Below are 13,369 nucleotides of genomic sequence, written 5' to 3'. Positions count from 1 at the left end.
GTGGCCTTTTCCGTTTAACGGTTGAAGATGTACAGCGTGATTTCAAAACCGAAGCGGAAGTCGATGAACTCTGGGTTACTCCATTGCATGACAGTCTCCTTGATGTAGGTTTGGTGGCGAAGGTCCGAAGGACGTTCACCCTTTTGGTTTGCAAGGTCCGTGCCATGCTTCTGAAAGCGCAGGTGCTCCGGAATGGAACAAAAGCACTGTCGCAAGTGTTCTGTTTTGGCGTGTTTAGCGGCCGTACCAATAGCGCGCATGCTGTTGGCGGTAGGCGCTCAAGCCGGGACTGGCGCCGATTTCCACGCTGACGGCCCCTGACTCGTCTGTCCGCCAGATGCCGGCGCCCAATTCAAGGTAGCGCCCGAGCACATCGCCGCGCGGATGGTGGTAGCGGTTGCGGTAGCCCACCTGGAACAATGCATCGCGTGGCTGCACGGCGGCGAGGAAGCCTGGCGTGGACGAGGTGCCGCTCCCATGATGCGGCGCAAGCAGGATTTCGGCACGCAGTTTTTCGGGCACGGAGGCGACCAGCGCCGCCTCCTGCGGCGCCTCAATATCGGCCGGAAGCAGCATGCTGCCCGATTTTGTACTGATCTTCAGCGTGCAGCCGCGCGCGTTGGGCTTCAGTTCCGGCTCACCGTAGCTGGACGCCGTTGGATGCAGCATTTCGAAGCGGACACCGTCCCATTCCCACTGCTGCCCGGCGACACAATGCGCATGCATTGGCGAGGCGCGAACGATCGGATGACCATCCGGCAGCGAGGACAGCACCCAGCCGGCGCGCACCTCGTGCAGGATGGCCAGCGCGCCGCCGGAGTGATCGCTGTCGCTGTGGGTGACGATCACCCCGTCCAGCGCGTTGATCCCGCGCGCCCGCAGATACGGCAGGATGACGCGGTTGCCGCCATTGATCTCGGGGCTGTAGGCGGGACCTGTGTCGTAAAGCAGGCGATGCGTACTGGTCTCAATCAGCATCGCCATGCCCTGCCCTACGTCGAAGGCGATCGCCCGCAGTGCGCCGGGCGGCGGACTTTCCGGCTTTGCTGAGAGCAGCGGCAGCCAGCAAGCCAGTCCAAGCCAGCGCATCGGCCAGCCGCGCGGGGCGAGCGCCCAGCCGGTGCCAGCCAATGCGAAAACAAACATCGGCCAGGACGGCGCGGGCGCGGACCAGACAGCCAGCGGCTGGGCCGAAAGCCACTGCAGCCAATCCAGCAAGGCTGCCAGAAGCCAGTGCGCTGACTGGAGAACCAGCGCCGCCAGCGGCGCGGGCAGGACGCTGCCCACCAGTGCCAGCGGCGCCACCAGCAGGCTGACGACCGGAATCGCTACCGCGTTCGCCAGCGGGCTCACAAGGGAAACCTGAGAAAACATCAGCATCGTCAAAGGGACCAGCCCGACCGTCACCGCCATCTGCGTGACGGCCGCCTGCCGCAAGTTCTCGCGCAACCTGGCTGCCCGTCCAGACCACCAGCCATCGCCGCTTTCGCGCGCGCCATTGAAGTCGCTGCCGGGCGCCGCCACGTCAGCCTCGATGCGCGCCATCCGGCCAACGGTTGCGTAGAGGATCGCGGCGACGCAGCCAAATGACAGCCAGAATCCCGGCCACAAGACCGCCCAGGGATCAAGAATGACGACAACGGCCGCCGCCAGCGCCAGTACGTTCGAGATGGCCGACAAGCGGTCCAGCCACACCGCGAATGCCACCACTGCCAGCATGTAGAGCGTGCGCTGTGCCGGCACGCCGAAACCGGCCAGGGCGACATACCCCCAGGCGGCAAGCATCCCGGCAATTGCCGCGAGCCGGGCCGCCGGCAGCAGCAAGGGCAACTGCCAGTCCGGGACAAAGAACGATTTCCGCCAGAGCCACCCTGCCAGTCCTGCCGCCAGTCCCGCGATCATCGTGATATGCAGGCCGGAGATCGAGACCAGGTGCGAAATCCCCGTCCGGCTGAACACCTGCCAATCCTGCTGCGAAATGCCGCGCTGGTCGCCCACCACCAGGGCGGCAATCACAGCGCCGTACCGGGCATTCGGCAGCGCAGCGCCGATGCGTTCGCGTATCGCGTAACGTGCGCGCTCCACGGCATTGTGCGGAGACGGAACGAAGCCGGCCAGGCGTTCATTGCGTCCCTCGGCGCGTACATAGCCTGTCGCCCTGATGCCCTGCTCCAGCAGCAGCGCCTCGTAATCGAAGCCGTAAGGATTGGCATTGCCATGTGGCCGCTGCAGCCTGACGCGCAGGCGCCAGCGTTCGCCGGGCAGCAATTCCGGCGGCGGTGCGCCTCCGCCCGCCCGCGCTCCCGCATACCACGAGAGCACAATCAAGGGAGGCACGGCGGCAGGCGTTTCGACGGCGAAGTTGAAGCGGATGGCGCCATCCAGCCGGCCCGGCATGCTGTCGACCGTGCCGATGACATCGAAGTCCCGGCCCTCATCGGCCTTGGCCAGTTCGTTCGACAGGGCGCCAGCCGTGCCGGCCAGCGCTATGCGCATCAAATGAGGAAGGAACAGCACGGGAAGCCTGATCGGCGCGGCCACCAGCGCGGCCAGCGCCGCAGCCACTGCGCAGATGAGCTGCAGCCCGGTGCCGGGTAGCGCCGCCTGCACCTGAAGCCAGGCCACACCGCCGATCAAGCCGAGGATTGCGCAGCGCATCTCCCCTCCCCGGCGGCTTTGCCGCTCAGGCGGCCATCAAGGCCCGCAAGCGCGGCATGACATCCAGCGCATTTTCGGTAGTCGTCCTGGCGACAAGCTCAGGCTGTTCGCCGCGCAACCCTGCAAGGGCCTCGCCAATACCCGCCACCTCGGCCGGCGTGTTCACGCCCGGATGAATCCATGAAGGCGCAATGTCCGGCGCATCCGTCTCCACCACGATGGAAGAAAGGGGAAGTTCAGCCGCCAGGCGGCGGATCTGCAGCGCGCGCGTGAAGGTCAGGTTGCCGCCGAAGCCCAGCTTGAACCCGGCATCGATGTAAGCCTGCGCCTGCTGGAAGCTGCCATTGAAGGCATGCGCGATACCGCCCGCAGGACCGACCTGCCGCACATGCTTCAGCACCTGGTCCTGCGACTTGCGCACATGGCACAAGACGGGCAGTTCGAAATCGCGTGCAATCTTCAGCTGCTCGCGCAGGAAATACACCTGCTTCTCGCGCATCTCCGGCTCGCACAGCATTGGAATGAAGAAATCGAGCCCGATCTCGCCGATCGCCACGAAGCGCGGATCGGTCATGGCCTCCCCGACCGCAGTGCGCATTGCGTCCAGGTCCTCCTCCACCGCATGCGGCACATAGATCGGATGGATACCCAATGCATAGCTGGTGTTCGGCGCCTGGTGCGCCAGTTCGCGCACCACCGGGAAATTGGCGCGATCAACCGCCGGAATCACCACCATGCCCACCCCGCGCGCCAGCGCCTGCGCCGCCAGCGCCAGCGAGCGCTCGCCGAATTCATGGGCATCGAGATGGCAATGGGTATCGATCCACATGGTGCGCCTTTCAGGCAGGATTCAAGCCTTCGTCGGTCAGGCGCAGCATGCGGTCGCAGCGTTCGGCCAGGCTGGCATCGTGGGTCACGATGATGAAGGCCGTGCCCAGGGTGCGCGACAGCTCCAGCATCAAGTCGAACACCTGCTCGGCGGTCGCGTGATCCAGGTTGCCGGTCGGTTCGTCTGCCAGCACGCAGGCTGGCTGGGTGACCAGCGCACGCGCCAGCGCCACGCGCTGCCTTTCGCCGCCGGACAATTCGCCCGGCACGTGGGTCACGCGCTTGGCCAGGCCCACGCGCGCCAGCATTTCCTGTGCCTGGCGCTCCGCCTCGGCGCGCTTGACACGCCGGATCAATAGCGGCATTGCCACATTGTCCAGCGCCGAAAACTCGGGCAGCAGGTGGTGGAACTGGTAGACGAAGCCCAGTTCGCGGTTACGCAAGTCGCCGCGCCCGGCCTCATTCAGCCTGGCGAAGTCTTCGCCCTTCAGGACCACGTTGCCGGTAGTCGGCGTATCCAGCCCGCCCAGCAGGTGCAGCAGCGTCGACTTGCCCGAACCGGACGCGCCGACAATCGCCACGCGCTCGCCGCGCTGCACCGACAGGTCGATCTTTTCCAGCACCTTCACCACGTAATTGCCCTGGGTGAAAGTCTTGCCGAGGTTGCGGCAGCTCAGTACATCACTCATAGCGCAGCGCCTCCGCAGGTTTGACGTTGGCGGCCCAGCGGCTTGGGTACAGCGTCGCCACGAACGCCAGCAGCACGGCCACAACGCCGATCACGCCGACATCGGACCAATGCATGTCCGATGGCACCGAGCTAATTGTGTAAATATCCTTCGGCAAGAATTGCACTCCCAAGAGGTTTTCAATAAATGGAACAATGACGTCGATGTTCAGCGATACCAGCACGCCGCCTGCCACACCGAGCAAGGCGCCGAGCAGCCCGACCAGCGCGCCCTGGATCACAAAGATCTTCTGGATCGACCGCGGCGAAGCGCCGATGGTGCGCAGGATGGCGATATCAGCCTGTTTGTCCGTCACCGTCATCACCAGGGTGGACACCAGGTTGAAAGCCGCCACCGCCACGATCAGCGCCAGCACGACGAACATCATGCGTTTTTCAGTTTGCACCGCTGCGAACCAGGTCGCATTGAGTTTTGACCAATCCCGTACAGTAATTTCCTTCGGAACCAGCTTTTGCAGCTCGCCCGCCACTTCCGGCGCCCGCTGCATATCGGCCAGGCGCAGGCGCAGTCCGGCCGGTCCATCAAGGCGCAACAGCTTTTCGGCATCCTCAATGTGGATGAACACCATGCTGTCGTCGAATTTCTGATAGCCGGCCACGAATACGCCGGCCACCGTGAACGTGCGCATGCGCGGCACGATGCCGGCCGGGGTTACAGTCCCCTGCGGCAGCACCATGGTCACCTTGTCGCCAAGGTTCACTTGCAAGGCGCGGGCCACATCCACGCCCAGCACGATGCGGTATTCCCCCGGTTTCAAGTCGTTAAAGCTGCCATAGCGCGTGGTCCGTACCAGGTCGGAAACGTTCGGCTCCTGCTCGGGCAACACGCCGCGTACGACGGCCGGACGCAGGGCCTCGCCGCCGTGCGACAGCATGGCCTCGACCTGGACAAAGGGCGCTGCGCCCTTCACTTCGGGATTGGCCTGCAGCTTTCGCTCCAGTTCCTGCCAGTTTGGCAAGCTGCTGCCGCGCTCGAATACTTCCACGTGCGCCAGGACAGACAGCATGCGGCCCGTGACATCCTTGCGGAAGCCGTTCATCACCGACAGGATGATGATCATGGCCGCCACACCCAGCGCAATGCCGGCGACGGAAATCAGCGAGATGAAGGAAATGAAGCTGTTGCGGCCACTGCGCTTGCCCGCCCGGGTATAGCGCAGGCCGACAATCCACTCAAATGGCAAATTCTTACTCATAACGCAGGGCCTCCGCAGGTTTCACGCGGGCTGCCCGCCAGCTTGGATAAAGGGTCGAAATAAATGCCAGCAGCAAGGACGTTGCCGCAATCACGCCCACGTCGCCCCAGCGCAGGTCCGACGGCACAGCGCTGATGAAATAGATCTCTTTCGACAGGAAGTGCACGCCGAACAGGCTTTCAATCCCGCCCACGATCGAGCCGACATTCCACGCCAGCAGTACGCCGCAGGCGACGCCGATTGCGGTGCCGATCACCCCCACCAGCGCTCCCTGCACGACAAAAATCTTCATGATCGAAAACGGCGAAGCGCCCAGGGTGCGCAGGATGGCGATATCGGCCTGTTTATCCGTCACCGTCATCACCAGCGTCGCCACCAGGTTGAAGGCCGCCACGGCAATGATCATGGTCAGGATGATGAACATCATGTTCTTTTGCGACTTCACCACGGCCAACCAGGTCGAATTGAGCCTGGTCCAGTCGCGCACCACCAGCCGGCCCGGCAGGGAATTGCGCAATTCGGCCGCCACCTCGGGCGCCTTCTGCATATCCTGCAGGCGCAGGCGCAGCCCGAACGGGCCGACGGCATTGATGATTTGCTGGGCATCTTCCAGGTTGACCAGCGCCAGCCCGGAATCGAATTCATTGTGGCCCGCCTCAAACGTGCCGGCCACGGTGAAGGAGCGCATCAGGGGCGCCATATTCGTCGCCGAATTCCCCTGCGACATAGCCAGCGCGATACGGTCGCCCATCTTCACTTCCAGCTCGCGCGCCAGTTCGGCGCCCAGGATGATCTTGTATGCGCCCGGCTGCAGCGCATCGAGGCTGCCCTGTTTCATCTGCTTGCCGATTTCGGAAACCTTGGTTTCTTCACCCGGCAAGATGCCGCGCACGATCGATGGGCGCAAATAATCGCCCCCATGCACCAGCATGCCCTGCATCTCGATAAAGGGCGCTGCCCCTTTCACCTGCGGATTGCGGGCAGCTTCGGCAGCGACGGAATGCCAGTCCGCCAGGCCCGTCCCGCCCACTTCGTAGACTTCCACGTGCCCCAGCACCGAGACCATGCGCTCGGTCACCACCGTCTGGAAACCGTTATAAACGGACAGCACGACAATCAGGGCGGTGACGCCAAGCCCGATGCCTGCCATCGAAATCGCGGAGATGAAGGAGATGAAGCTATTGCGCCCATTGCGCCTGCCTGCGCGCGTGTAGCGCAGGCCAACCAGCCATTCAAACGGCATTTTTAATAAATTGACACAGTAAAGCCCGCAGTTTGCCATATAAAGAGATTCCACTACAATGCCGCATGGCTTCCACAACCGTCGTCCTCCCTTTCGCCTTGCCGCCCGCCGAACTGGCTCCGGAACTTTCACGCAACCTGCAGGCCCCGGCCCTGGCCGCTCTCCTGTCGCGCAACAGCTTGCTAAAAAAGCATTCCCCGGCCGAAGACGGGCGCCTCCTGCCGCATGAAGCATGGCTGGAACGCGAGCTGGGCGGCCTTGCCGCGGCCGTGATGCAGGGGTTCGGGCTGGCCCCGGCGCAAGGCTACTGGTTCATCGTCCATCCGGTCCACATCCAGCTGGCGCGCAACCACCTGGTGCTGGCCGATTCGCGCCGCCTCCTGCTGGACGAAGCCGATGCACGCGTCCTGTTCGACCTGGCCAAGCCGTTTTTCGACGAACTGGTTTGGGGCGATGCCAACACGTGGTTTATGCGGGCCGATAGCTGGCGTGACCTCGATACCGCTTCCCCCGACGCGGCAATGGGCAGCAACCTCGCCGACTGGATGCCGGAGGGCGCTACCGCCCTGGCCTTCAAGAAGCTGCAAAATGAGATCCAGATGCTGTGGCATGAGCATCCCGTCAATGAGGCTCGCCAGTACCACGGCCTGGCGCCGGTGAACTCGTTCTGGATGTGGGGCGGCGCAAGCGTCCCCGCTTCGCAGCCAGCCAGCACTCATTCTATTGCCGTCGCCAGCTGGCCCGCAGCCGGACCTGCTGGCGCGCCGCCTTCCTGGCTGGCCGCCCTGGGCCCCCCAGGCAAGCAAGCTGCGCCCGGCGAAGCGGGAACCCTGGTCCTGCCCCACCTGATCCCGATGGGCGCGGGCAACGACTGGGGCGCCTGGCTTGGCGCCATGCAGCAACTGGAAGCCGACTGGTTCGCCCCCTTGCTGGCCGCCCTGCGCGATGGCAGCACCGGAGAACTGACCTTGATCCTGACCGGCCGCGAAGGCTGGACCGAAATCCGCACCAGCAAGTCCGCCCTGCGCAAATTCTGGCGCGCACAGAACCTGAAAAATCTTTCGCAATGACCCGTATCGCCATCCGTCACTGCCCGCCGCAGGAAGCTGAAAAGCTGCGCCAGGGCGGCATTCACCCTGTCCTGGCCCGCCTGTTTGCCGCACGCGGCTTGAACAGTCCGGCGGAACTCTCCAGCGAACTCGCCGCCCTGATCGTGCCAACAGGCTTGCTGCACATCGATCGCGCCGCCGAATTCCTGGCCGATTCGATCGCCGCCGGCAAGCGCATGGTGATCGTGGCCGACTATGACTGCGACGGCGCCACCGCCTGCGCCACCGCCCTGCGCGGGCTGCGTTCCATGGGCGCCAACGTCGACTTCATCGTTCCCAACCGTTTTGAATACGGTTATGGCCTGACGCTGGAAATCGTGCAACTGACCGCCCGCGAGAAGGATCCCGACATCATCATCACGGTCGATAACGGCATTGCCAGCATTGAAGGCGTGGAAGAAGCGAAACGGCGCGGCATCGACGTTGTGGTGACCGACCACCACTTGCCGGGCGACGCCTTGCCCGACGCGCGCGTGATCGTGAATCCCAACCAGCCGGCCTGCGGTTTCCCGTCCAAGCACCTGGCCGGCGTGGGCGTCGTGTTCTATGTGCTGCTGGCCCTGCGCGCCGAATTGCGCCGCCGCGGTGTATTCGACGCCCTGACCCAGCCCAAGCTCGATCGCCTGCTCGACCTGGTGGCCCTTGGCACCGTCGCCGACGTGGTCAAGCTCGACCCGAACAACCGTATCCTCGTTGCGCAGGGCCTGAAGCGTATGCGGCGGGGCGACATGCATCCGGGCGTAGCCGCCCTGTTCCGCGTCGCGGGGCGCTCTGCGCGCAACGCCTCGCCTATCGACCTGGGTTACTCCATCGGTCCGCGCCTGAACGCCGCCGGCCGCCTGGAGGATATGTCGCTGGGGATCGAATGCCTGATTACCGACGATGAAACGCGCGCCTGGGAACTGGCGCAGCAACTGAACGACATCAACCTGAAACGGCGCGAGATCGAGGCCGAGATGCAGGACACGGCCCTGCTGCACCTGGACGATTTCCAGCCCGCCGACCGCAGCACCATATGCGTCTACGACGACAGCTGGCACCAGGGAGTGATCGGGATCGTGGCCTCGCGGCTGAAAGAACGCTTCTATCGGCCCACGATCACATTCGCCCCTGCCGGCGATGGCATGATCAAAGGTTCCGGGCGCTCGATTCCCGGTTTCCACCTGCGCGATGCGCTGGACCTGGTCTCCAAGCGAGCGCCCGGCGTGATCGACAAATTCGGCGGCCACGCCATGGCGGCGGGCCTGAGCCTGCGCGCTGAAGCCTTTGAACACTTCTGCGCCGCCTTCGAAGCCATCGGCCAGGCCTGGCTGAGCGAATCGCAGCTGGAACGCGTGATCGAGACCGACGGCCCGCTCGAAGAAAACTGTTACACCACCCAGTTCATCGAACTGCTCGATGGCCAGGTCTGGGGCCAGGGCTTTGCCCCGCCGGTGTTCTGCGATGAATTCCGCGTGCTTAGCCAGCGCATCCTGAAAGACCGCCACCTCAAGCTGATGCTGGAGAAGAACGGCGTCCGTTACGATGCGATCTGGTTCGGCCACACCGATGCCCTGGGCGAACGGGCACGCGTCGCCTTCCGGCTCGATGCAAACGAATACAACGGCGTTACCCGCGTCCAGCTCCTGGTGGAGCACGCCGAATCGGCCTGACTACTGCTTGGCGCAGTCGCAGATGCGCTCACCCTTGTCGAACACGATGCGCCATTTGCCCGGCGCTTCCTGGCGCCAGATGGAGTTGAAGCGGGCAATGACCTTGCCTTGCGGGTCGCGCACCGGTCCGGAGGAATGCGCCAGGGCGCCGGAATCCAGCACTTCCACTTGGTCAGGCTCCCAGCTGAACGGCGCTTCGGGCTTTTCGTAACGCCGCTTCCATTCCGCAGCCACCGCTTCCTTGCCGCGCAAGACGTTGGGGCCGTTGAAGAATACCGCTTCATCCGAGAGGAAGCTGACAAAGGCCGGGTGATCGCGCTTTGCCATTGTCGCTGCGAAAGCGCGTTCGGTGTCGGCGACTTGCTGTTTCAATTCCGCGTTGCTGGGGGCAGCGAACGCGCCGCTGCATGCGATTGAGGCGGCCAGCGCCAGCAAGACCATCTTTTTCATCTTGTCTCCTCCTGGATTGGGTGGCCCATCCTAGCAAAGCCGGTAGCGCAAGTCATCCCTTTCTCCTGCCTCGCGCACCGTCAGCAGCGCGTCGTGTCCCAGGCAGGCGCCGGCGCCAAGCCTCATGCCAGCGCGTGCACCAGGCAGCACATGGATGCGTGCTTCCGCCAGCAGGTTGCCGTCGCCCCGGGCGTTTCTCCACCGGGATGCCAGCTCCAGGGCTCCCTGGCCTCCCGGGAGAAAAGACTGCAAGGCCAAACCGTCCAGCGGGCCTATATGGACCCGCACCGAACCATCGAGCCGCCACAAACGCTCGCCAAGCAAGGCGCCTGTGCCGCAGCGGGCATTGCCGCTGCCAAGGGCGCTTTGCTGGGCAGACGGCAGGCTTTCCCAATGCCCGGCAAATTGCTCGATCCGCACGGGAACACCAAGCGCCAGCGATAGCCGCTCGCCCAGCGCCCGTGCCCGCAGCGGGCCGCGCTGCGGCGGCAGGCCGGGCAGCGCGGCCGGTCCGGGCCGCCCTTCGCGCCAGGCGGTGCAGAAGGCATCAATGGCCGGCGCCGACAGCAAGTCCATGAATTCGCGTGCGGCCGCTCCGCCATTGCGAGCGATCGCTTCCGAATAACAGTACGGCAGCGCGCCGGCCATTCCGAGCAAACCGATGCAAGCGGGAGTGACGGCGCTTCCCTCAAGCGTAAAGATGTCGCTGGCTGGAAAGGCCAGCGACGTGCCATTGCGCCAGGCGGGCCTCTCCACCAGGCCCGCCAACTGGAAGAAATTGTAGCACTGGGCGCTCGCCGCGCTCACTCCAGGACTATCGCGCCATTCCTCGCTTTGCATCGGATCAGCTCCTCCCTGGTGCCAGCCGACATCAGGACCAGCCGGGTAAATGTATCGATGTGCGCGCATTCACCGAAAAAGCGGTCCATCACTTGGGCGAAAAGCTGCACGCTGCTTCCGGCGAATGCTGCGTCGTCAACGCCCAGGCGAAACTCAGTCCCCTGTAAAGGCGCCGCGCGGCCAGGATGGAGCAATGCGGGACAGGCCGCGAGCGAACGCACCGCTGCAATCATTGCCAGGGCGGCGGGCGAATTGGCGACGGCCTGGGTCGCCATCAGCTCGCGCAGTGCGGACGCATCGAGCGCAGCCTGTTCCAGCGCAAGCAGGGAATTCAAGCGCCAGCGGCACCCGGCGCCGCGCGCCACCCTGCCGAGAACCGAGGAGCGCCGGCAGCAATTGACCTCGATTGATGCCACCGCGCCAATGGGCCGCGCGGCGCCGGCGTGGAAGGCAATGCGCCATTCGTGGCCGGGAGGCGCGCCATCCACGCAACGCGCCGTCCAGTCCCGGCACTCAGCGCCATCGACCCGGATCCGCTCTATGCTGAATATCTCCCACTCAGGTGGAACGGACAGCAGGTATTCACTTTGCCGTCCGTCCAGCAGGACGGGAGACGCCGCCATGCGCCGCAGCTTTGCCTGGGCCCGCCAACCCGCTCGCAAATGGCCGGGCCGCAGCGTTTCAAGCAGCCGCGCAGCTGGCGTACCCGGGCCTGGCGCCGGCAAGCGCAGCGTCCAGCTGCCAGCGCCTGCGAGCTGCTGAAGATCGAGCCGCAGCACATTGAAGCGCGCAGGAAAAGTGAAGTACTCGCGCAGCAGGGCCAGCCCGGCATGTGCGCCTGGCGGACGCGGAAGCAGCGCCTCGTCCGGATCGAGTCCGGTCGGCGCGATCGGCCATCTGGCCAGGATTCGCGCATCGGCAGCGCCCAGCGGGCGGACGCTGGCTCCGCAACTGGCGCCCGGTTCGGCGCCATCAGCAAGCAAGGCGCTGCGCAGGGCGGCGCTGAAGGTGGCGTCGCCGTCGATAAAGATGCTGGCAGCCGTGGCCCCGGCGGCAGCGCGGCATTCGATATCAAGCTCAATCGCCGCCATATGGCCGGGGTAATAGCGGGCGCCCCGGATCGCGACGCCATCACCAGCGCCCCGGGCCGGCCCGACCGCACAATCGGGAAATGGACGCAGCTGCTCAGGAAAGTGCAATTCAAGCAACTGCTCATCCTGCTGCCAGCGTGCACGCTCCAGCGAAAGCGCCGTGCGGGCATGGATCATGGCGACGCCCTGCACCAGGCGGTCAACGTGGGCATCCGGCGCGCCCGGCGGCCCCAGCTGACGGGCCAGCCGGGGATGCGCCGCCGCCAGCCATGCCGCATGGCGCCGGAATCGCCTCAGTTGCCCCTCCAGTGCGGGAAGAATTTTCTCCATCGTGCGATATTGCCAGCAGGCAGGAAGCTCGACCTTGATTCCGCACAAATCTTGCAATCAGTTCGAAAGTGGAGTATAAAGAATCCATAAACGGAGGATATATGAATCCCGCCTTTGCCTACCCCAACAGCGAATACACCATTCCGCAGACAGTTGACCTGAGCCGCAAGGAAGAACGCGAGCGCCTGTCGCAAGCCGCCCTCAAGGGCTTTTTCAAGCTGGCCGCCGCCTGGAAACTGCGCGACGACGACGCCCGCGAACTGCTGGGCGGCCTGTCCAGCAGCGCCTTCTACGAATGGAAAAAGCACCCGGACCGGGTGCTGGAAGTCGACCGCATCACGCGCATTTCCTACCTGCTGGGTATTTACAAGTCGCTGCACATCATCTACGGCGACAAGCTGGCCGACGAATGGGTCAGCCTGGCCAACCGCAACAGCATTTTCGGCGGCCGCACGCCGCTGGACTACATGGAAGCCGGCGGCATCCTCGCCATGCAAACGGTGCGCCAGTTGCTCGACGCTCGCCGCGGAGGCCTGTAATTGCCGCCATTCCGCCTGCTGCGCCAATTCGACACCGTACGCCTGATCCCGTCGCGCTTCGTCGATAAAGAAGATTCCGTGCTGGCTGCCCTCGCCGATAACGACGCCGAGCTGCAGCAGCTGTTTGAACTTGATAACGCCACCAATGCCCGGCTGCGCGCCGAACATGGCGGCGCGCTGGGCATTGGCATCGAGGAACTGGTGTACTACGTGCCCAACTACCGCAGCATCAATGCCGCCTTCACCTACGCCCGCCCGCAAGGCAGCCGCTTCAACGACGGCCAGCGCGGCGCCTGGTACTGCGCTTTCGAGCATGAGACGGCGCTGGCGGAAGTGATCTTCCACAAGACCGTGGAATACGCCGAAATCGACCGCTTCGACGACAGCGTCAGCTACCAGGCCTTGCTGTCGGACTTCAGCGCCCAGTTCCACGATATCTGCGGCCAACCCGAATATGCCGGCTGCCTGGACCCGGACAGCTATGTGGCTTCGCAGCGCCTGGCGCGCGAACTCCTGGCCGAAGGCTCGACCGGCATCATCTACCCGAGCGTGCGCCGCGCGGGCGGCACCAACCTCGCCTGCTTCCGCCCGGCGCTGGTGGGCAATGTTCGCAAAGGCCCGGCGTATCGGTTAACATGGCGGGGTTCGCCGGCGGCCATCGTCGAGCAGATTCCACCGATTTAAG

At 64.5% G+C, this 13,369-nt stretch carries 13 protein-coding genes; 4 read left to right on the top strand and 9 right to left on the bottom strand.

Annotated elements, in window-relative coordinates; all coding sequences use genetic code 11:
* Positions 1-14 precede the first annotated feature (14 nt).
* The 6 genes from pqqA to GM658_RS25820 all read right to left on the bottom strand — a co-directional run bounded on the left by pqqA (position 15) and on the right by GM658_RS25820 (position 6,673).
* Positions 15-89: a pyrroloquinoline quinone precursor peptide PqqA gene (pqqA, locus tag GM658_RS29835; RefSeq protein WP_155456970.1), complete on the bottom strand. Its 75-nt coding sequence runs from the start codon at positions 87-89 to the stop codon at positions 15-17.
* A 145-nt stretch (positions 90-234) separates the two neighbouring features.
* The gene (locus tag GM658_RS25840) at positions 235-2,658 is read right to left on the bottom strand and encodes a DNA internalization-related competence protein ComEC/Rec2 (protein ID WP_155456950.1); all 2,424 of its coding nucleotides are present in this window, start codon (positions 2,656-2,658) and stop codon (positions 235-237) included.
* A 25-nt stretch (positions 2,659-2,683) separates the two neighbouring features.
* Positions 2,684-3,487 (bottom strand): TatD family hydrolase, encoded by an 804-nt coding sequence (locus GM658_RS25835; protein WP_155456949.1) that lies wholly within the window; start codon positions 3,485-3,487, stop codon positions 2,684-2,686.
* A gap of 10 nt (positions 3,488-3,497) precedes the next feature.
* The gene (gene lolD / locus GM658_RS25830; protein WP_155456948.1) at positions 3,498-4,175 is read right to left on the bottom strand and encodes a lipoprotein-releasing ABC transporter ATP-binding protein LolD; all 678 of its coding nucleotides are present in this window, start codon (positions 4,173-4,175) and stop codon (positions 3,498-3,500) included.
* Positions 4,168-5,430: a lipoprotein-releasing ABC transporter permease subunit gene (locus tag GM658_RS25825; RefSeq protein WP_155456947.1), complete on the bottom strand. Its 1,263-nt coding sequence runs from the start codon at positions 5,428-5,430 to the stop codon at positions 4,168-4,170. Before GM658_RS25825 ends, lolD begins: the two co-directional genes overlap by 8 nt.
* Positions 5,423-6,673, bottom strand: a complete 1,251-nt coding sequence (locus tag GM658_RS25820; protein ID WP_229417073.1) for a lipoprotein-releasing ABC transporter permease subunit — start codon at positions 6,671-6,673, stop codon at positions 5,423-5,425. The genes GM658_RS25825 and GM658_RS25820 overlap by 8 nt, the downstream gene beginning before the upstream one ends.
* A 65-nt stretch (positions 6,674-6,738) precedes the next feature.
* Here GM658_RS25820 and GM658_RS25815 point away from each other — a divergent pair, with 65 nt between their 5' ends.
* Together GM658_RS25815 and recJ are read left to right on the top strand one after the other, a co-directional pair.
* A complete protein-coding gene (locus GM658_RS25815) occupies positions 6,739-7,743 on the top strand; it encodes a hypothetical protein (protein ID WP_155456945.1) in 1,005 nt (334 codons plus the stop codon).
* Entirely contained in the window at positions 7,740-9,434 is a 1,695-nt protein-coding gene (gene recJ, locus GM658_RS25810; protein WP_155456944.1) for a single-stranded-DNA-specific exonuclease RecJ, read from the top strand. Before GM658_RS25815 ends, recJ begins: the two co-directional genes overlap by 4 nt.
* Here the strand turns inward: recJ and GM658_RS25805 are convergent, their stop codons facing one another.
* The 3 genes from GM658_RS25805 to GM658_RS25795 are packed head-to-tail and all read right to left on the bottom strand — an operon-like array spanning position 9,435 to position 12,145.
* Positions 9,435-9,884, bottom strand: a complete 450-nt coding sequence (locus tag GM658_RS25805) for a YybH family protein (protein WP_155456943.1) — start codon at positions 9,882-9,884, stop codon at positions 9,435-9,437.
* 30 nt (positions 9,885-9,914) lie between these two features.
* The gene (locus GM658_RS25800; RefSeq protein ID WP_170298981.1) at positions 9,915-10,724 is read right to left on the bottom strand and encodes a type VI secretion system baseplate subunit TssG; all 810 of its coding nucleotides are present in this window, start codon (positions 10,722-10,724) and stop codon (positions 9,915-9,917) included.
* On the bottom strand, positions 10,688-12,145 hold the full coding sequence (locus GM658_RS25795; protein ID WP_155456941.1) for a type VI secretion system baseplate subunit TssF: 1,458 nt from the start codon (positions 12,143-12,145) through the stop codon (positions 10,688-10,690). Before GM658_RS25795 ends, GM658_RS25800 begins: the two co-directional genes overlap by 37 nt.
* Before the next feature lie 101 nt (positions 12,146-12,246).
* Here GM658_RS25795 and GM658_RS25790 point away from each other — a divergent pair, with 101 nt between their 5' ends.
* Both GM658_RS25790 and GM658_RS25785 read left to right on the top strand, forming a co-directional pair.
* Entirely contained in the window at positions 12,247-12,684 is a 438-nt protein-coding gene (locus tag GM658_RS25790; RefSeq protein WP_155456940.1) for an MbcA/ParS/Xre antitoxin family protein, read from the top strand.
* The gene (locus GM658_RS25785) at positions 12,685-13,368 is read left to right on the top strand and encodes an RES family NAD+ phosphorylase (protein ID WP_155456939.1); all 684 of its coding nucleotides are present in this window, start codon (positions 12,685-12,687) and stop codon (positions 13,366-13,368) included.
* The last annotated feature ends 1 nt before the right edge of the window (position 13,369 follow it).

The organism is Massilia eburnea, from assembly GCF_009720745.1.
GTDB classification, from domain to species: domain Bacteria; phylum Pseudomonadota; class Gammaproteobacteria; order Burkholderiales; family Burkholderiaceae_D; genus Rugamonas; species Rugamonas eburnea.
This window is presented reverse-complemented; position numbering and strand designations above follow the sequence as displayed.